The sequence below is a fragment of the Solirubrobacter soli DSM 22325 genome, assembly GCF_000423665.1.
Lineage (GTDB): Bacteria > Actinomycetota > Thermoleophilia > Solirubrobacterales > Solirubrobacteraceae > Solirubrobacter > Solirubrobacter soli.
The window spans coordinates 48,165-67,278 of sequence record NZ_AUIK01000026.1; the positions used below are offsets into that span (position 1 = coordinate 48,165).

The window sequence follows — 19,114 nt, forward strand, 5'->3', positions numbered from 1 at the left end:
CACCATACGGGACGCCGAACCGTGCCACGCCGCGGCGCGCTACGGGTGCGGCTGTACCGGCAGGTTCGCGAAATCGCGGCGATCGGCCGCGCGGCGCTCGACCTCGGCGGCCCGCTCTCGACGTCCGCGCTCGTCCTGCGCCTTGGCGCACGCCTGCTCGTTGCTCTGAGCGATGCGGAGCTTTTCCGCCCGCCATGCCGCCTCGCCACGCAGCGGTGCCTCGTTGGGCTTGCTCTTCATAAGTGCCGCTCCTGACGCGGTGGCGAATGATCCGGAATGGACCCTGGACCACCCAGCCTACCGGCGAATGGGGAGGCCGACCGTTAAGCCGGCCTCCCCAGCCTCGGTTCAGGAGGTGCGCACGATGCGCTGCTCGATCGCCGGCGCCACCGGCGAGTGCGCCGTGACGTAGCCGATCGCGACGTCCAGCAGCAGGTCGCCCTTGAACTGGACGTCCGCGCCGCCGGTGAACGCGGTGTAGCCGTCGCCGCCGTTGAACATGAAGTCATTGGTGACGAAGCGGACGGTGTCGGTGGGTCCGACCACCGTCGAGCCCTTGAGGATCTGATCCACCACCGCGGTCGTGCCGTTGCAGTGGAACGTGAGCTTCAGGCCCGACACCTGCGGGAAGCGGCCCGTCGCGACCAGCGGGTTGCAGACCGGGCTGAACCCATTGGTCAGCGCGGTCACGAGCTGCGCGCCCGTGAGCGTCTCGACGACGGTCTGGTTGCCGAACGGGAGCACGGCGAACATCTCGCCGTACGTGATCTCGTTCACCGCCTCGTTCGCCGACGGCGGAGTGCCGCGGATGTCCTGCCGCAGGCCGCCGGAGTTGGTGATCGCCGCCTCGGCCTCCGGGTACTTGGCCCGCATCGCGTCAGCGACGAGGTTGCCCATGTTGGACTCCTTCAGGCGCGTCGGGTCGCGGAGCAGGTCGACGCTCTGCGTGCCGATCACGCGGTTGCGCAACGGCGCCGTGTCGACGTTGGCCTTGTCGACGATCGCCTGGACGTCAGGCCGCGAGGCCACGCCCTGGTTCTTGGCGATGCGGGTGGCCGCGCCGGCCCACGCCACGTCGCCGTTCTTGACCATGAGCTGGGCGACGGTGTAGCTGCCGCCCGCGTTGACGCCCTCGACCACGGGGATGCCGCCGATGACCGTGTTGGCCACACGGTGGGTGTGGCCGGCGATGACGAGGTCGACGCTGCTCCCCGCCAGGCCCTCGACGATGCCCTTGATGCGGCCGTCCCACGGCGAGCCGGGGGTGTTGCCGATCGGGTTGGAGCCGACCGACGCGCCCTCGTGGATGACCACGACCTGGACGTTGACGCCCTGGCGGCGCAGGTTGTTGGACTCGCGCTTGATGCGCTCGGCCTCGTCGAGGAAGAGCAGGCCCGCGGTGTTGCCCGCGGCGACGAGCTCCGGCGTCTCCTTGGTGGTGGCGCCGATCACGCCGACGCGGACGCCGTTGACCTTGAAGACGGTCGACGGCTTGATCCACGGCGGCGCCTCGTTGGTCTGCTCGTCGACGATGTTCGCGCTCAGGAACGGGAAGTTCGCCCGTGCCTCGTGCTTGAGGATGCGCGCGAGGCCGTAGTCGAACTCGTGGTTGCCGAAGCTCGTGGCATCGAGCCCCCACGCGTTCTCGACATCGATCGTCGGGATGTCCTCGAGCAGCGCCGAGATCGGCGGCGACGCGCCCACGTTGTCACCCGCCGCCAGCAGCAGCGACGGCTTCGGGAGCGCCGCGGCCTCCTCGTCGAACATGGTCGCGAGCTGACCCGCGCCGCCCACCGGGCGGGCGATGCCGTTGTCGTAGGTCGCCGTGGTCGCCTCGAGCTGACCATGGAAGTCGTTCAGCCCCACGATCGAGATCGGCGTGTAGCGATCCCCGTTCTCGAGGATGTCGCGACGCACGACGCCCTGCGCTTGCTGCGGCTCGGGGATCCCGAGCAGGAACGCGATCGTCGGCGCGAGATCGATCGTGCGGACGTCGTCGGCCTCGCCGCGCTCGATCGCCGGGCCGTCGGCGAGGAACGTGGCGCGCATGTTCGTGTTGGACTTGAGGTCCTGGACGTCCGGGACGTAGCCGTGCTGGCCGAAGAACGCCGAGCGGGCGATCAGCGTGCCGGGCGTCTCGGCGTCGAACTGGTACGGCGGGTAGCTGAAGGCCACGACGTCACCCGTACGGGTCGGGTGTGACATGTCGGCCGTCGAGTTCTTGCCGTTCGGGATGTAGCGCGCCTCGGCCTTGGTGTAGGCGCGGTCGATGACCTTCCAACCCTCGGGCTGGCCGTCGCCGGTCCAGTCGTTGGGGTCCTTGATGGCCAGGAACGCGGCCTTGATCTTGTCGACGGTCGCGGCTTCCTGGTTGGCCGGGATCTGCTTGATCGTGCTGCCGGCGGGCGGCGCCGGGTCGCGACCCGCGAGGTTGAGGTAGATCTGCACGGCGCCGCCGGCCCAGCAGGCCTTGGCGCTGGAGAGCGTCTCGGTCGCCGCGGGGCGGCAGTTGCCGGTCTGCGGCGTGCTCAGCAGGCCGAGGTCGACGAGCACCTTCGAGGCATCGATCGCCGCGAACTGCGGCGCGAAGCCGTGGTCGGACGAGACGAACGTGTTCAGGTCACGGTCGTTCATGTACTGCTGGGCGAGACGCATCGTCTCGTCGGAGCCCTCGTAGGCCTCCTTGATGTAGGCCTCACGCTGCTTGACGCGGCCGTCCGGCGTGCCGTTGACCTCGATGTCGTCGTAGGCCGGGTTCTTGGCGCCGTTGGGCAGCCGCTTGGTGACCAGGCCGAGGAACTGGTGCTGGACCTCGTCGGTGCCCGGGTAGCCGACCAGCGCGAGGTCCGGCTTGTACTTGGTCAGGACGTACTTGATCAGCGGCTGGTAGAGCTTCTCCCAGTACTGGCCCTGCTCGATGTACGTGTCCTCGGAGACGACGCCGGACTCGAGCACGGCGAAGTCACCCGCCTGCGATGACGGGAACTTGTCGGCGACGAAGTCCTCGAAGTTCGTGTAGCCCGCCTCGCCGGTCCAGTTCGGCCAGATCGCGATCGCGCGCGTGACGCTCGTGTGGAAGAGGCGCACGTGGCTGAGGTCCTGGTCGAGGCGCTCGACCTTGAGCAGGAACGCACCGGTCTTGCCGTCGAGGTCGGAGCCGACGATCTTGACCTTCACGTCCGCCCACTCGCCCTCTTTGAGGTCCGCGACCTTGTCGGCGGCGGCCTTCGTGCGGCTGAAGAAGACGCGGTCATAGCGCGTCTTGCGGTCGTTCTTGGAGTCGTAGATGTAGGCGTTGAGGCCGTACTTGTCGATGTTTGAGTCGATGACCCGCAGGTGCATCTCCTTGGCGGGCGAGTACGACGTCGGCGCGCCCGTCCAGCCGGTCGCGGCGACCGGGTCGGCGCGATCGAACTGCACGCCCAGCTGGGCGGCGAACGGCAGGTTGTCCGGCGGCTCGGTGTAGTTGGTCACCACGCCGCGGCCGGAGCGGAAGTTGCGGAAGTCGAGCGTCGGGCCGTTGATCGAGCCGCTGCGCCCGCCGGCCCACTCGATCTGGGCGACCCTCTTGCCGCCGCGCTCAGCCGCCTGGGCGAGCGTCTCGGCCTGCAGGATGCTCGGGTTCGAGAACGCCGCGGTCGAGCCGGTGAAGGCGGCGCCGTTGATGTGGAACGTGTTGTTCGTCGACCCGTGGACGCCCGGCCAGGCGCCCGTGGTCAGGCTGAACCAGCCCGCGCCGGTGTTCGGCGGCGCCTGCGTGAGCAGGCCGTTGTCGGACGCGTGCGCGCCCTTCTTGAGCATCTCGTTGAAGCCCGGCAGGTCCTTGCCGAAGTTCTCGATGGCGTCCTGGCGCATGCCATCGGAGGCGAAGAACAGGACCTTCCCGCTGTCGTCGCCGTGATCATGGCCGTGGCCCCAGTCGTGGTCGGAACCGCCACCGCCATTGGCTTCCGCCCCGACCAACGGGACGGCCAGCACCCCCGCTGCCACCACTGCGGCGAGCCCTCCAGCCAGCCGCGCACGTCTGCCACTCATTCTCCAACCCCCAATCCCCATACTTCCGGTCAGATTGGGTCACCCTACGCCTTCGACGACGCTGCGTGCGAAGTAACGTCAACGCTTCGTTACATCGACCTCGAACGTCATGCCCGCCGTCTTCAGGCGTTCGATCAGCGGGGCGCCCAGCGCGGTCGCCGGCGTGAGGATGCCGGTGTAGGGCGGGAGCTTCGGGCGCTCGAGCACGAGCGCGAGCGCGCTCTCGCCCATCATCACCGCGGTCGCCGCGTAGCCGGGGTCGCCCTTGGCCGCCACGGTCGCCTTGTGGTTGCCGCTGTGGATCTCCATGCGGAAGAAGCCGGACTTGCGCGACTCCTCGCTCGGACCCTCCCCCGGGTCGGGCAGGACCTTGTCGAGGAGCTTGCGGGTGGGCTTGAACGCGAGGCCGCCGGCGAGCGCGCCGAGGCCGGCGGTGAAGCCGAGCGCGGTGACCGGGTCCTTGTAGCGCTGGACCTCCCTGTAGGAGAAGCGCGAGCCGTAGTCGAGGATCGAGTGGCTGCGGCGGACGATCCGCGTGTTGTAGGTCGCCATCACGAACGGGCCGATCCAGCCGAGCTGCTTGTGGCGCGACACCTTCGTGACGTCCCGGGCGGGTGGGCCGTCGCCGCCGAGCAGGTAGGGGTCGAAGACGAGCTTGCGCTTGGAGTGGTCGGCCGTGATGTCGTCGATCTGGCCCTTCATCGACGCGAGCGTGCCGCCGCTCGGGCCGCCCTTCATCGCCGCCACCACGAGCGTCGTCGGACCGAGCTGCCCCGTCTCGCGGTGCAGCAGGAGGGTCCCGAGGTCGGACGGGATCGAGTCGAAGCCCGTGCTGTGCACGATCCGCACGTTGTTCGCCCGTGCTCGGTCATGGCGGGTGAGGCTGTCGTGGACGAACAGGATCTCGCCCGTGAGGTCCACGTAGTCCGTGCGGTTGGCGATGCACGCGTCGACGAGCTTCAGGCCGTCCTGCCGGTAGGGCCCGACCGTGGTCGCGACTACCTTCGCCTGTTTGCACATGGCGTCGAGCGAGGCGGGATCCCGGCTGTCGGCGACGATGAGCTCGAAGTCTTTTCCGAGCTCCTGCCTGACGCGTTCGAGCTTGTCGCGCGAGCGTCCGGCCAGCGCGATCTTGAGTTCCCGCGGCGCGTGACCCGCGAGGTAGCCGGCGACGAGACGCCCCACGAACCCCGTGGCCCCGAAGACCACGATGTCGTTCACGAGCCCGGCCCCCGGCCGCAGGATTCGGGCATCCCGGTTCTGCCGCGAGTCTTCACGAGCCCGGCCCCCGGATTCGGCCACCCTGGCCGCGGGTTTCGGGCATCCCGGTTCTGCCGCGGGTGTTCACGAGCCCGGCCCCCGGATTCGGCCACCCTGGCCGCGGGTTTCGGGCATCCCGGTTCTGCCGCGAGTGTTCACAGGTGGGACGCTAGCGTCTCGGCGGGCATGACCACGCTGGTCTTCGATCCGTCGGCCCGAACGCTGGAAGGCGGGCGCGTGTTGATCGGCGGCCGCCCGACCCGCCTGCTGCGGTTGACCGCGGCGGGCGCGGAGCTGGTCGCCGGGTGGCGAGCGGGCGCGCCGGTGGGCACGAGCGCCGGCGCCCGCGCCCTCGCGGAGCGCCTTGTCTCGGCCGAGCTCGCCCACCCCCGCTTTGCCGCCGGCGACGTCTCCCCGCGCGACGTCGCGATCGTGATCCCGGTCCGCGACCGCCCGGACGAGCTGGCCGCGTGCCTGGAGCGAGTCGGCCCCTGCCGCGAGATCGTGATCGTCGACGACGCCTCGCGGGCGCCGATCGCCACCCCCGCCCGCGCGGCCTCTCCGGCGCCCGCCCCACCCCGCGCGGCCTCGCCGGCGCCCGCCCCACTCCGCGCGGCCCCGCCGGCACCCGCCCCACCCCGCGCGGCCCCGCCGGCGCCCGCCCCGCCCCGCGCGGCCTCGCCGGCGCCCGCCCCACCCCGCGCCGCCCCGCCGGCACCCGCCCCACTCCGCGCGGCCCCGCCGGCACCCGCTCCGGCGCCGCCCACCCCGCCCCGCGCGGCCTCCGTGCGCGTCATCCGCCGCGATGTCAGCGGCGGGCCGGCGGCGGCCCGCAACGACGGCGTCGCGGCAACGGACGCGCCGTTCGTCGCGTTCCTGGACTCGGACACGCTCCCCACGGCGGGATGGCTCGAGCCGCTGCTCGCGCACTTCGCCGACCCGCGGGTGGGCGCGGTCGCGCCGCGCGTGCGCGTTCCGGCAGGCCGGTCGGCGCTCGCGCGCTACGAGGCCGTCCGCTCGCCGCTCGACCTCGGCCCCGACCCGGGGATCGTCGGCCCGGGCCGCCGCGTCGGCTACGTGCCCGCCGCCGCGCTCGTCGTCCGCCGCGACGCCCTCGCCGGCGCCGCCCCCGCGGCCCCGACCTCGCCGCGCGCCGGCTCGCCGCCCGCGCCCTCGCCGCCCGCCGCCGTCACCTCGTCGCCCGCCGCCGTCACCTCGTCGCCCGCCGCCGTCACCTCGTCGCCCGCCGCCGCGCCCTCGTCGCCCGCCGCCGCGGCCTTGGCGGCCCCCTTCGACCCCTCGTTGCGGTTCGGGGAGGACGTCGACCTCGTGTGGCGCCTTGCCGCGGCCGGGTGGACCGTCCGGTACGAGCCCGCGAGCGTCGTCGAGCACCCCCACCGGGCGACGCTCCGCGCTTGGCTGCGCCAGCGCGCGGCGTACGGCTCGTCGGCCGGGCCGCTCGCACGGCGGCATCCCGGGAAGATGCGGCACGTCGTCGTCGGACGCGACGCGCTGCTCCCGTGGGCGCTCGCCCTCGCCGGCCGCCCGCGCCTCGCGCTTCTCGCCGCGCTACCGCACGACGTGTTGCGCCGCTCGTCGCCGGCCGCGCTCGCCCTCGAGGCGCGGGCGCGGACGGCGCGGCAGATCGCCGACGCCGCCTGGCGCGCACACGCGCCCGCACTGGCCACGACCGGACGCGGGCGGCGGTTCCTCGCCGGAGCGCTGCTCGCCGGTTCCGCCACCGATTACGCGACACGGCGTCCCGCGCTGGACCCCGCGCGCTTCACCGCGCTGCGTGTCGCAGACGACCTCGCCTACACCGCGGGCGTCTGGGCGGGATGCCTGCGCGCTCGCACGCTCGCGCCGCTCATCCCAGAAGTGCGGCGTCGAGGAACGCGGTGACGCGGCGCTCGTACTCGTCCGCGACCTCGCGGATCGCGGCCGTGTGGCCGACCTTCGGCAGATACCAGACGTCGACGGGAGCGTCGCCCGCCGCGCGGTCATAGACGCGGCCCGCGTCCCGTTCCTGCGGGCCGGCGGCGACGAGCAGCGTCGGCGCGGTGATGTGCGGCACCACGTCCTCCAGGGTCGGGCCGGGCCTCGTACCCGACGTCAGGCGCACCGCCGCGAACTCGGCCGCGAAGAACGGCGTGATCGCGTCGACGCCGTAGACGCGGCGCACGTCCGCGAAGGAGGACGCGACGGTGCCGTCGGCCACGACGGCGCGCAGGCCGCCGCTCGTCCCCGCGACCTGGACGAGCACGTCCGCGCCGGTCGAGAGGCCGAGCCCGCCCACCCGGGACATGTCGACGCCGGGCTGCCGCCGCAGGAACGCGAGCGCGCCCTCCACGTCGCGCGACCAGCCCCAGCCCCACGCGTTCTGCCGGCCCTCGCTGCGGCCGCGACCGCGCGCGTCCCACAGGAGCACGCCGTAGCCGTGGCGGGCGAGCATCGAGGCGTGCGCGACCGACCCGCGCCGGTCGGACCCGCCGCCGTGCGCCACCAGCACCGTCGCGCCGTTGCGCGACGGCCTGTACCACCCGGAGATCCGCACGCCGTCGGCCGCCCGGAACGAGACGTCGCGATACGCGGCGCTGGGCGGCGAGCCGACATCCGAGCGCCACTTCTGCGTCTCGGTGATCCCGATGCTCAGGGGCAGCACGACGTAGAAGAGCCCGAGCAGGAGCGCCGGCACGGCCACGGCCCGGCTGCGCCACGACCCGCTCCCGCGCGCGTGCCAGGGGATCCATGCCGCCAGCCCGAGGAGGGACAGACCGACCAGCGCGGTCGGGACGCCGAGGACGACTCCGCCGTACGCCGTGTGCAGCACGCCGTAGACGGTCAACGCTATCGCGGCGAGCAGCGCGAGCCCGGCGCGCACCCCAGGGCGCAAGAGTTTCACCACGGTCGTCGTCATGCAGATACGGTCTCGTCAGCTCCGCCGCGCGTCGATGCGGCCTGCCCGCCTCAGACCGGTCGCATTCGCGAAGTACCCTAAACTCGACCGTGTATAGAGGTTGGGTCCCGCCGCCTCGCCCCCGCCCTAGAGGAGACCGCCACACATGGCACTGTCAATTGGCTCCGTTGCTCCCGATTTCGAAGCCGATACCACGGAAGGCCGCATCTCCTTCCACGACTGGATCGGCGACTCGTGGACCGTGCTGTTCTCACACCCGCGTGACTTCACCCCGATCTGCACGACCGAGCTCGGCTACCTGGCCAAGATCAAGCCGGAGTTCGACGCCCGCGGCGTGAAGATCATCGGCCTGTCGGTCGATCCGGTGTCCAACCACGAGAAGTGGTCGGACGACATCGAGGAGACGCAGGGCTTCCGCCCCAACTACCCGATGATCGGCGATCACGACTTCAACGTGTCCAAGCTCTACGGGATGCTGCCCGCCGACGTCGAGGGTGACCCGACGGCCCGCACGCCCGCGAACAACGCCACCGTCCGCAACGTGTTCGTGATCGGCCCGGACAAGACGGTCAAGCTGATCCTCGTCTACCCGATGACGACCGGCCGCAACTTCGACGAGATCCTGCGCGTCGTGGACAGCCTGCAGCTGACCGCCAAGCACAAGGTCGCCACGCCGGCCCAGTGGCAGCAGGGCGATGACGTCGTCATCGCCGGCTCGGTCTCCAACGACGAGGCCAAGGAGACGTACCCGGACGGGTGGAAGGAGCCGCGCCCGTACATCCGGATCGTCCCGCAGCCGCAGGGCTAGCTTGTAAACGCGCCCCTCAGTAGGGTCGGGCCATGGAGCCCGACCCGCTGCGGGAGCTGGAGAGGCAGGTCGAACGAGGGCATGTGTTCAATCACGCCCTGCTGGCCGAGCACGCCAACCGTGCCGGCGAGAACGAGGCGATCATCCGCGGCCTCGTCGAGCTGTTGATCGAACGTGGGGTCGTCGAGCCGTCCGAGCTCGTCGCCGCGGTCAACGCGGTCCGTCCGGAGACAAAGACCGACGTCGACGTCGCGATCCGCGTCGACGACGCCGACGACCCGACCGACGGCCCGCCGGTGGACTGCTCCGCGCGGCTGCACATCTGCAAGGCGGTCTGCTGCCGGCTGCGCTTCCCGCTGAGCATCGACGAGGTCGAGTCCGGCGGGCCGATCAAGTGGGACCTCGGGCGCCCGTACTTCAACCGGCACGGCCCGGACGGCTACTGCCACCAGTCCGAGCCCGAGACCCACGCCTGCCTGATCTACGAGGACCGCCCGCCGCCGTGTCACCAGTACAGCTGCGTGGGCGACGACCGCATCTGGAAGGACTTCGACGCGATGGAGCTCAATCAGGACTTCATCGACGAGCGCCTCGGCACCGGGCCGGGGCCGATCGACCTCTTCATGACCGCGGTGGAAGCGGACAGTCGACCGGCAGCTTGAGCGTCCGCGCGGCGGTCTTGACCGTCGCGCGGGTGTAGATGAAGCCGTCGACCTCAGAGCATTCATCCGGGCGCGACAGCGTCACCCGGACGGGACGACCGTTCAACCGCCCATGCCCGACCGGCTTCGCACCGTTCCACCCGCTCCAGGTCAACGAGCCCAGGCGCAGCCGCGGCCCGTCGCAGCGCAGGGTGAGCCCCGCCGGCGCCGTCGCGCCCCGCTTGCACGCCACCACGGCGAGGATCCGCCGCTGCGTCGGCAGCGACACCGTCACCGTGCGGAGGCACGGCCCGGGCTCGGTCCATGACGCGGTGACCGTGAACGGCGAGCGGGCGAGCGAGAGGCTGAACGGTTGCGTCACCCCGCGCGCGTACTCGAAGTGCGCGTTCCAGCCCCGCCCGTTCGCGTCCTTGATGCCGATGTCCGAACCGGCCGAGTCGACCACCGGCCCATCGCCCGACAGCGTGGCCGCGTACGCCTTGCCGGTGATCGCGACGGCTGGAAGCCCGGTCAGCGACAGCGAGGCGGGCGAATCGGCCGCGCACGCGGGGGGCGCCATGAAGGCTGCGGCGGCGAGCAGCGCGAGCATCTCCTTGCAACGGTACCGGCAGGGGTGATCCGGTTCACCCCTCTAGGCGATAGGAGATGTATCTGGCGCAGGCCAATATGCCTCTTACAGACACACAAGGCCCCCGGGCAGTCCCTTCCTCTCCTCCCCGACACTCGCCGGCCTCGATTCTCCCCGGCCGTCGCGCCTGACCAGCGCGGCGGCCGTTCCTCTTTAAGGGGTGATCTGTTTCACCCCCGAGAGCGATAGGTACTTGCGCGCGCACGCGGAAAGCTGCCGCCGTGGAGGTTGACCACCTCTCCGCAACCCCGGACCACGCGTTCTTCCCCCACACCGAACCCGTGGACCGAACCCGGTGCCGGGTCGCCGCGCCTGACCAGCGCGGCGACCCACCCACCTGAGGCCCGGCGAAGCATTCCGGTGCGCCCGCGGCGGCACATCCGCAGCGTCTCGCACCACCCCCGCTGCTCACGGCCCAGAGGGCCGCATCGCGAGCGCGGCCGGTCCGAGCCACTGGCGGCTGCACCAACGCGGTCGGACCGACCATGCTTCGCCGAACCTAGGCGACCAACGTCCGGAGTTGCCGGACGGCCAGCGTGAGCCCCGCGAGGTCCGGCTCGCCCTCGCGCGACAACGACCGCAGGAACGCCTCGAGGCGCCGACGGGCGTCGCCGCGATCGGCCAGGTAGGCCTGCACGCGCTCGGACGCCGAACCCGGCTGGGTCTCGGCGAGCACGCCGCCCGCGAGCTCGCGGCGCACCTGGGCGGCGTCCTCGCGCACGGCCTGCAGCGCCCACCGCTGCATCCTCGACGTCGCCGGGACTCGCTCGAGCTCGGTCTCCATCCAGTCGAGGCGCAGCTCGGCACCGACTTCGAAGAAGACCTCGGCGACCTCCTCGATCGCGCAGCCGGTCGAGCCCGCGACCCAGACCATGTCCGGCGCGTAGCGCTGCTCGGGCCGCACCGCGTGGGCCCGCGCCAGCGGCTCGGGGACGCCCAGGCCGATCATCCGCTCGGCGGTCTGCTCGCGCCGGCGCCGCCGCTCGTCGGAGCCGAGCTCGCCCAGCACGGCGGCCAGCCGCTCGAAGCCGTCGCGGCCGGCGACGATCGTCTCCTCGATGTCACCCTCCGGCTCCCAGGCGAGGTACCAGCGGGTGACCTCTTCGACGAGCCGGTCGACCCCGCCCATCAGCTCGAGCTGCGGTGCCTTGTCGACCCCTTCGAGCCGCTCGACGACCTCCCAGCGCGCGTCGGCGCCGGTCACCGCCCGGGCGATCCGGAAGGCGCGCACGACGTCCGCCGCCTCGGCGCCGCGTTCGGCCAGCAGCTGCGACACGAACGTCGGCCCGAGCGCGTTGACGACCTGGTTGGAGTTGACCATGCAGATCAGCTGGCGCTTGAGCGGGTGGTCGGCGAGCAGGTGCCCGAAGCGGGTGACGACCGCGGCCGGGAAGTACTCGCGCAGGTCGCGCTCCAGCCACGGCTCCTCGACGAAGCGCGACTGCTCGAGCGCCCGCGCCAGCAGCCGCTTCGAGTAGGCGACGAGGATCGCCAGCTCGGGCCGCTCCATCCCGCGCCCTGACCGCCGCCGCTCGCCGATCTCCTCGCCCGTGGGCAGGTCCTCGCTCGCCCGGTCGAAGATCCGGGACTCCTCGAGCAGCGTCATCAGATCCTCGTAGGCGTACAGCCGCGAGGCCGAGCGATCGACCTCCTGGGCGATGATCTGCGCCTGCAGGAAGCTGTCGTACAACACGTGCCGCGTGACGTCCTCGGTGACGTCGAAGAGCAGCTCGTCGCGTTCGGCCCGGGTCAACTCGCCCCGCCGCTCCGCCAAGCCGAGCAGGATCTTCAGGTTGACCTCGTGGTCGGAGCAGTCCACGCCCGCCGAGTTGTCGATGAAGTCGGCGTTGATGCGCCCGCCGCCGGCGGCGTACTCGACCCGCGCGCGGCGGGTGAAGCCGAGATTGCCGCCCTCGCCCACGACCTTCGCCCGCAGCTCGTTCGCGTTGACGCGGATCGCGTCCGACGATCGGTCCGCGGCGTCGGCGTCGCTCTCCACCGAAGCCTTCACGACGGTGCCGATGCCACCGTTCCAGAACAGGTCGACCGGCGCCCGCAGCACCGCGCGGATCAGGTCGTTGGGCGCCAGCGAGGACGCGTCGATGCCCAGCGCCTCACGCGCCTGCGGCGAGAGCGGGATCGACTTCGCGCTGCGCGGGAACACGCCGCCGCCTTCGGAGATCAGCTCGCGCGAGTAGTCGTCCCAGGAGGAGCGCGGCGTCTCGAAGAGCCGCGTGCGCTCGGCGAAGCCGGTCGCCGCGTCCGGCACCGGGTCGATGAAGATGTGGCGGTGGTCGTAGGCGGCCACGAGCCGGATGTGCTCGCTCAACAACATGCCGTTGCCGAACACGTCGCCGCTCATGTCGCCGATGCCGACGACGGTGAACTCATCCGCCTGCGTGTCGACGCCGAGCTCCTTGAAATGCCGCTTCACCGACTCCCACGCGCCCTTCGCGGTGATGCCGAGCGCCTTGTGGTCATAGCCCGCCGAGCCGCCGGACGCGAACGCGTCGTCGAGCCAGAACCCGTACTCCTGCGAGACGCGGTTGGCGGTATCGCTGAACGTCGCCGTGCCCTTGTCGGCGGCGACGACGAGGTAGGTGTCGTCCCCGTCGCGCACGCGCACCCGCTCCGGATGGACGACCTCGCCGTCGACGAGGTTGTCGGTGACGCTCAGAAGTGACCGGATGAAGGTGACATAGTGGTCCTCGACCGCCCCGTCGCCCTTGATATAGAACCCGCCCTTCGCCCCCGCGGGCACGATCACGGCGTTCTTGGTCAGCTGCGCGCGCATGAGGCCGTAGACCTCGGTGCGGTAGTCCTGCCGATCCGACCACCGCAGACCGCCGCGGGCGATCGCGCCGCCGCGCAGGTGGATGCCCTCGACCGCGGGCGAGTAGACGTAGATCTCGAACGCCGGCGCCGGTTGTGGCATCGCCGGCACGTCCTTGGAGCGCAGCTTGAACGCCAGCGCGGCCCGGTCGGGGTTGTACGCGTTGGTGCGCAGCGTCGCCTCGATCACCGTCAGCTGGTTGCGCAGGATCCGGTCGTGGTCGAGCGAGGCCACGTCCTCCAGATCGGCGAGGATCTCGTCGCGCAGCGCGGTCTCGGCCGCCTCGTCGGTCTCGATGTCCGGGTCGAAGCGCAACTCGAAGAACCTCACGAGCTTGGCGGTGACCTTGGAGTTCGCGACCAGCACGTCGTTCTGGTAGCTCTCGGTGAACCGCGAGCCGACCCGCGCGCGGTACTTGCGGTAGGCGCGCAGGATCGCGACCTGGCGACGGTCCAGGCCCGCCGTGATCACGAGCCGGTTGAGGTTGTCGGTCTCGGCGTCGCCGCGATGCACGGCGGCGAGCAGCTCCGCCACGCGCGAGCCGAGCGCGTCGATGTCCAGCGGCCCGCCGTCCGGCCCCAGCACGCGGAACTCCTGCACCCACGTCTCGGCGTCGCCGATCAACCGCGTCGAGATCTCCTCGATGACCCGCAGCCCGAGGTCCTCGAGCATCGGCAGCGCGTCGCCGAGCTCGACCTTCGGCCCGCGCACGTAGAGCGCGACGCGGGTGTGCTCCTTGAGCGGCTGCAGCGAGACGAGGAACGGCCCGTCCTCGGCGAGCTGCTCGAGCAGCGCGATGTCCAGCGCCGCCGTCTGCGGCGCCGTGTAGCCCTTGTAGTGCTCGGGCAGCACCCCCGCCCAGATCGAGTGCAGCAGCCGCGCGTGCGGGCCGCCGAAGCGCTCGACCATCGTGTCGCGCAGCGCGTCGTCCCACGTGCGGGCGAGCTGGACGACCTCGCGCTCGAGCTCGGCGTTCTCGATCTCCGGCAGCCCGGCGGGCGCGTGGACGAGGAAGTGCACGCGCACGCGCGTCCCCTCGCCCAGCACGTGCTGGGCCTCGACGTCGTCGGCGTGGAAGCGGCGCATGAACAGCTTGCGCACGCGGTCGATCAGCGCGGTCCGGTAGCGGTCGCGCGGGAGCGAGATGATGAACGAGGCGCTGCGGCGGTCCTGGGCCGGGCGGCCGAGCAGCCGTACTCGGTCCGTGCCTTCCAGTCGCAGCAGCGCGACGACGGCGCGGCGGAGGTCGTCGACCGGTGCGGCGAACAGCTCGTCCTTCGGGAACGTGTCGAACAGCGCGACCGCACCCTTGTAGTCGTGCGAGCCCTCGATCAGGTCCTCGGCCTCGAGCACGCGACGCAGCTTGCGATGGAGCACAGGCGTCTCGGACGCCGGCTCGGTGTAGGCCTTGGAGGTGAACAGGCCGAGCAGGCGCGCCTCGCCCGCGATCTCACCGTCGGGCGTGACACGGCGCACGCCGACGTAGTCCATCCGCTCGTGGCGGTGGACCGGGGAGCGCGCGTTGGCCTTGTCGACGATCAGCAGGTCGCCGGTGGTGGCGAGCATCCGCTGGCGCTCGCTGAGTTTCGACAGCGGGACCGGCTGCGCGTACGCCGAGCGCTCCTCGTCCGCCAGGATGCCGAGGCCGGAGCCGGGGATGCAGCGGTAGGCGTCGTCGCGGATCTCGTACTCGCGCGCGCCGAGCAGGACGAAGTTCCCGCGCAGCAGCCAGGCGAGGAAGTCGACCGCCTCGCGCACCTCGTCGCTGTCGTAGCGCGTGCTCGCCTTGCGGGCGAGGCCGATCATCGACTCCACCCGCTGCGTCATCGCGCCGAAGTCGGTGACCGTGGCGCGGACGGCGAGCAGCACCGCCTTGATGTCGTTCTCGACCTCCTGCAGCTCACGGTCGGTGAGCTTGCGGGCGAGGTCGAAGTGCATGACCGACTCGCGATGGATCGCGTTGCGGGCGTGCGAGACGCTCGCGATGTGCCCGTCCTCGCGCGTGATGCCGATGATCGGGTGCACGAGCCGCGCGACGTGCTCGCCGCGGCGCTCGAGCGCCGCGGACACGCTGTCCACGAGGAACGGCCAGTCGTCGGTGTTGGTCTCGACGACCGAGCCCAGGGGCTCATAGCCCTCGTCGCCGAGGGTCGGATTGAAGGCGCGCACGCCGATCGGCGCGCGGCCACGCTCGTTCGCGAAGCCATACGCCCCGAGCACCTCTGCGGCGAGGTGCTCGGGCGAGATGCCGTCGGTGGACAACCGGCGGACGTATGCGGCCGCGAACGCGCGTGCGGTGTCACCCCCGTGGTCACCCACGAGGGTCAGCAGGCGGTCCCGGTACTCGGTTGAGCCTGCCTCGGTCTCCTCCGCGAGGCTCACTCGAGTGAACTTAGCTCAGGCGGGTCTTCAGCGCTTCGAACTGCTGACGGATAGGCGTGGGCAGGGCGGCGCCGAAGCCGTCGAGATGGGCCGCGGTCTGCTCGAGCTCCGCGCGCGCCTCGTCGAGGTCGACGCTCAGCGCCTCGGCCACGCGGGCGTGGTCGAGCCCGTTGAGCTCGAGGTGCTCCGGGCTCGGCACGAAGCCGATCGGCGTCTCGTTCGCCTGCGCCTCGCCGTCGCAGCGGCGGAACACCCACGCGAGCACGCGCGAGTTCTCGCCGAAGCCCGGCCACAGGAACTTGCCGTCGGCGTCCTTGCGGAACCAGTTGACGTGGAAGATCCGCGGCAGCTGGACGTCGTCGCGCTCGTTGAGCTTGAGCCAGTGCGCGAAGTAGTCGGCCATGTTGTAGCCGCAGAACGGGAGCATCGCCATCGGGTCGAAGCGCAGCTCGCCGACGGTGCCGGCGGCGGCCGCGGTCTTCTCGGAGCTCATCGTCGCGCCGAGGAAGACGCCGTGCTCCCAGTCGAAGGCCTCGCGGACCAAGGGGGCGCCGCTCGAACGGCGGCCGCCGAAGAGGAAGGCGTCGATCGGCACGCCCTTCGGGTCCTCCCACTCGTCGGCGATCGACGGGCACTGGGCCGCCGGCGTCGTGAAGCGGGCGTTGGGGTGGGCGGCGGGCGTCCCGGTCTCGGGCGTCCAGTCGTTGCCCTTCCAGTCGATCAGGTGGTCCGGGGTCTCGCCGGACATGCCCTCCCACCAGATGTCGCCGTCGTCGGTCTTGGCGCAGTTGGTGAAGATCGTGTTGCGCTCGATCGTGTCCATCGCGTTCGGGTTCGTCTTGCGCGCCGTGTTGGGCGCGACACCGAAGAACCCGTACTCGGGATTGACGGCGTAGAGCTTGCCGTCGGAGCCGAACTTCATCCACGCGATGTCATCGCCGACGGTCTCGACCTCCCAGTCCTCGATCGTCGGGACGAGCATCGCGAGGTTGGTCTTGCCGCAGGCGCTCGGGAAGGCGCCGCCGATGTACTTGACCTTGCCCTCGGGGGAGGTGAGCTTGAGGATCAGCATGTGCTCGGCCAGCCAGCCCTCGTCGCGGGCCATGACCGACGCGATCCGCAGGGCGAAGCACTTCTTGCCCAGGAGCGCGTTGCCGCCGTAGCCGGAGCCGTAGGACCAGATCTCGCGCGTCTCGGGGAAGTGGACGATGTACTTCTCCTCGTTGCACGGCCAAGCCGCCGACTTCTCGCCCTTCTTGAGGGGGGCGCCGACCGTGTGCAGGCAGGGAACGAAGGTGCCGTCCTCGCCGAGCACGTCGAGGGCGCGCTTGCCCATGCGGGTCATGATCCGCATCGAGACCGCCACATAGGCGCTGTCCGTGAGCTGGATGCCGATCTCGGCGATCGGCGAGCCGAGCGGGCCCATGGAGAACGGGACGACGTACATCGTCCTGCCGCGCATCGCGCCGTTGAACTTGTGCTTGAGGACGACCCGCATGTCGGCCGGGTCATGCCAGTTGTTGTTCGGACCGGCGTCCTCGGGCTCCGTGCTGCAGATGAAGGTCCGGTCCTCGACACGAGCGACGTCGCCCGGGTCGGAGCGGGCCAGATAGGAGTTCGGGCGCTTGGCCTCGGAGAGCTTCTCGAAGGTGCCGGCGTCGACGAGCTCCTGGCACAGCGCGTCGTACTCCTCCGCGGAGCCGTCGCACCAGTGGATCGCTGACGCCTGCGTCAACTCGGCCACCTCCTCCACCCAGGCGAGGAGCTTCTTGTTCTTGGTGGGGACGGTGGTCTCGATGGTCACTTGGGCGTTCGACCTCTCTTGGACATTCGCGGGGTTTGGCAGGGCACTACAAACCTTGTGGGAAACGAACGACCGATCCGCCGCGATTGAACGTCAACGCGCCAGATCGATCACTCCGCCGAGCTCAAGCTTACGCGAGGCTTCCCCGGAACACCACCAGACGAACGTCTGGTGCGCTCTGGGGGGTTTTGCCAGCCCCGTTCAAACTTCTCGCTTGGGGACGAGCACAAGGCGCTTGAACTCAGCCACAAGGGTTCCCTCCTGGTTCAGAACCCGGGTGTGGACGAGCACGGTGCCGCGGTCGGGCTTGCTCCTGGACTCCTTCTTTTCCAGCACTTCTGTCTCCGCAAACAACGTGTCGCCGTGGAAGACGGGATTCGGATGGCTGAGCTCCTGGGTGGCGAGGTTGGCGATCGCCTTGCCGCTGATGTCGGACACGGACATCCCCAGCGCGAGGCTGTACACGTAGGGCCCGACGACGACGTTCTTGCCCTGCTGGGAGGCCGCCGCGTACACGTCGTTGATGTGCAGCGGGTGGTGGTTCATCGTCAACAGGCAGAACAGGTGATCGTCCGCCTCGGTGACCGTCTTGGCCGGCCAGTGCTTGTAGATCGCGCCGACCTCGAACTCCTCGAAGTAGCGCCCGTAGGGGTGCGCGCCGGACGCCTCGCGGGTGGCGCCATCGGTGTCAACAGGGGTCATAGAGCGCCATGATGCCCGGGATGCGCAACCCTCGCTCGCACTTCGCGCCGCTCGCGATCGGCGCTCCTGAACCCCTCCGCGAGATCCCTGTCGGGCCGATGCGGATGATCCATTTCTTCGACCCGTCGAACGAGAAGATGCTCGGCCGGCTGCCGGATATGGTCGCCTCGGCGGACATCCTGCTGGGCAATCTCGAGGACGCGATTCCCGCCGATCGCAAGGAGGCCGCGCGGGCGGGCCTGGTTCGCGCCGGGCGTGAGATCGATCTCGGTTCAACACCGCTCTGGACGCGGGTGAACGCGCTCGAATCGCCGTGGGTGCTCGACGACCTGGTGACATTGGTCACAGAGATCGGCTCGCGCCTGGACGTGGTGATGGTTCCGAAGGTCGAAGGTCCCTGGGACATCCACTACGTGGATCGGCTGCTCGCGCAATTGGAAGCACGCGCGGGGCTGGAACGTCCGATCCTCGTCCATGCGATCCTCGAGACCGCGCAGGGCGTGGCCAACGTCGAGGAGATCGCGGTGGCGTCGCCGCGCATGCAGGGGATGTCTTTGGGGCCGGCGGATCTGGCCGCCTCGCGGCGGATGAAGACCACGCGGGTGGGCGGCGGGCATCCGGGTTACCGGGTCCTCGCGGACCCCGGCGAGTCGCGGGCCTCCTACCAGCAGGATCTCTGGCACTACACGATCGGCCGCATGGTCGACGCCTGCGCCGCCGCCGGGATCTTCCCGTTCTACGGGCCGTTCGGCGACATTCGCGACCTCGACGGCTGCGAGGCCCAGTTCCGCGGGGCGTACCTGATGGGGTGCGTCGGCGCCTGGTCGCTGCACCCGAACCAGATCACCATCGCCAAGAAGGTCTTCTCCCCCGAGCCGTCCGAGGTCGCCTTCGCGCGGCGGGTGCTGGAGGCGATCCCCGACGGCGCGGGCGTGCACATGCTCGACGGCAAGATGCAGGACGACGCCACCTGGAAGCAGTCGAAGGTCATGGTCGACCTCGCCGAACTGCTCGCCGCCAAGGACCCGGAATTGGCAGAGGCGTATGGATTTGGTGGCAGTTAAGTCACAAACGCGTCTTGTT

Annotated in this window: 12 protein-coding genes; 4 read left to right on the forward strand and 8 right to left on the reverse strand. The window is 70.7% G+C overall.

Annotated elements, in window-relative coordinates; all coding sequences use genetic code 11:
* Positions 1 to 39: 39 nt before the first annotated feature.
* The 3 genes from G569_RS0120890 to G569_RS0120900 all read right to left on the reverse strand — a co-directional run bounded on the left by G569_RS0120890 (position 40) and on the right by G569_RS0120900 (position 5,256).
* Entirely contained in the window at positions 40 to 240 is a 201-nt protein-coding gene (locus G569_RS0120890) for a hypothetical protein (protein ID WP_028064864.1), read from the reverse strand.
* Between the two features lie 108 nt (positions 241 to 348).
* Positions 349 to 4,035 (reverse strand): 5'-nucleotidase C-terminal domain-containing protein, encoded by a 3,687-nt coding sequence (locus G569_RS0120895; RefSeq protein WP_169542209.1) that lies wholly within the window; start codon positions 4,033 to 4,035, stop codon positions 349 to 351.
* A 78-nt stretch (positions 4,036 to 4,113) separates the two neighbouring features.
* Positions 4,114 to 5,256 (reverse strand): saccharopine dehydrogenase family protein, encoded by a 1,143-nt coding sequence (locus tag G569_RS0120900; RefSeq protein WP_211233039.1) that lies wholly within the window; start codon positions 5,254 to 5,256, stop codon positions 4,114 to 4,116.
* A 225-nt stretch (positions 5,257 to 5,481) separates the two neighbouring features.
* Between G569_RS0120900 and G569_RS58530 the strand changes: the two genes are divergently transcribed.
* On the forward strand, positions 5,482 to 7,197 hold the full coding sequence (locus G569_RS58530; RefSeq protein ID WP_053226738.1) for a glycosyltransferase: 1,716 nt from the start codon (positions 5,482 to 5,484) through the stop codon (positions 7,195 to 7,197).
* Here the strand turns inward: G569_RS58530 and G569_RS58535 are convergent.
* Positions 7,163 to 8,212, reverse strand: a complete 1,050-nt coding sequence (locus tag G569_RS58535) for an alpha/beta hydrolase (protein ID WP_053226739.1) — start codon at positions 8,210 to 8,212, stop codon at positions 7,163 to 7,165. The two genes, G569_RS58530 and G569_RS58535, sit on opposite strands and share 35 nt — an antisense overlap.
* Positions 8,213 to 8,357: 145 nt before the next feature.
* Here G569_RS58535 and G569_RS0120915 point away from each other — a divergent pair, with 145 nt between their 5' ends.
* Both G569_RS0120915 and G569_RS0120920 read left to right on the forward strand, forming a co-directional pair.
* A complete protein-coding gene (locus tag G569_RS0120915; protein ID WP_028064867.1) occupies positions 8,358 to 9,020 on the forward strand; it encodes a peroxiredoxin in 663 nt (220 codons plus the stop codon).
* A gap of 32 nt (positions 9,021 to 9,052) precedes the next feature.
* The gene (locus tag G569_RS0120920) at positions 9,053 to 9,682 is read left to right on the forward strand and encodes a hypothetical protein (protein WP_028064868.1); all 630 of its coding nucleotides are present in this window, start codon (positions 9,053 to 9,055) and stop codon (positions 9,680 to 9,682) included.
* Here the strand turns inward: G569_RS0120920 and G569_RS0120925 are convergent.
* The 4 genes from G569_RS0120925 to G569_RS0120940 all read right to left on the reverse strand — a co-directional run bounded on the left by G569_RS0120925 (position 9,642) and on the right by G569_RS0120940 (position 18,031).
* A complete protein-coding gene (locus G569_RS0120925; RefSeq protein ID WP_028064869.1) occupies positions 9,642 to 10,271 on the reverse strand; it encodes a hypothetical protein in 630 nt (209 codons plus the stop codon). The genes G569_RS0120920 and G569_RS0120925 overlap by 41 nt on opposite strands.
* 538 nt (positions 10,272 to 10,809) lie before the next feature.
* The gene (locus G569_RS50225; protein WP_037497996.1) at positions 10,810 to 15,525 is read right to left on the reverse strand and encodes an NAD-glutamate dehydrogenase; all 4,716 of its coding nucleotides are present in this window, start codon (positions 15,523 to 15,525) and stop codon (positions 10,810 to 10,812) included.
* A gap of 10 nt (positions 15,526 to 15,535) precedes the next feature.
* Entirely contained in the window at positions 15,536 to 17,371 is a 1,836-nt protein-coding gene (locus G569_RS0120935; RefSeq protein ID WP_371683482.1) for a phosphoenolpyruvate carboxykinase (GTP), read from the reverse strand.
* A gap of 159 nt (positions 17,372 to 17,530) precedes the next feature.
* Complete coding sequence (locus G569_RS0120940) at positions 17,531 to 18,031, reverse strand: MaoC family dehydratase (RefSeq protein WP_028064871.1); 501 nt, start codon at positions 18,029 to 18,031, stop codon at positions 17,531 to 17,533.
* Between the two features lie 20 nt (positions 18,032 to 18,051).
* On the opposite strand from G569_RS0120940, the gene G569_RS0120945 reads away from it, so the two are divergent.
* Positions 18,052 to 19,095, forward strand: a complete 1,044-nt coding sequence (locus tag G569_RS0120945) for an HpcH/HpaI aldolase/citrate lyase family protein (protein ID WP_028064872.1) — start codon at positions 18,052 to 18,054, stop codon at positions 19,093 to 19,095.
* The last annotated feature ends 19 nt before the right edge of the window (positions 19,096 to 19,114 follow it).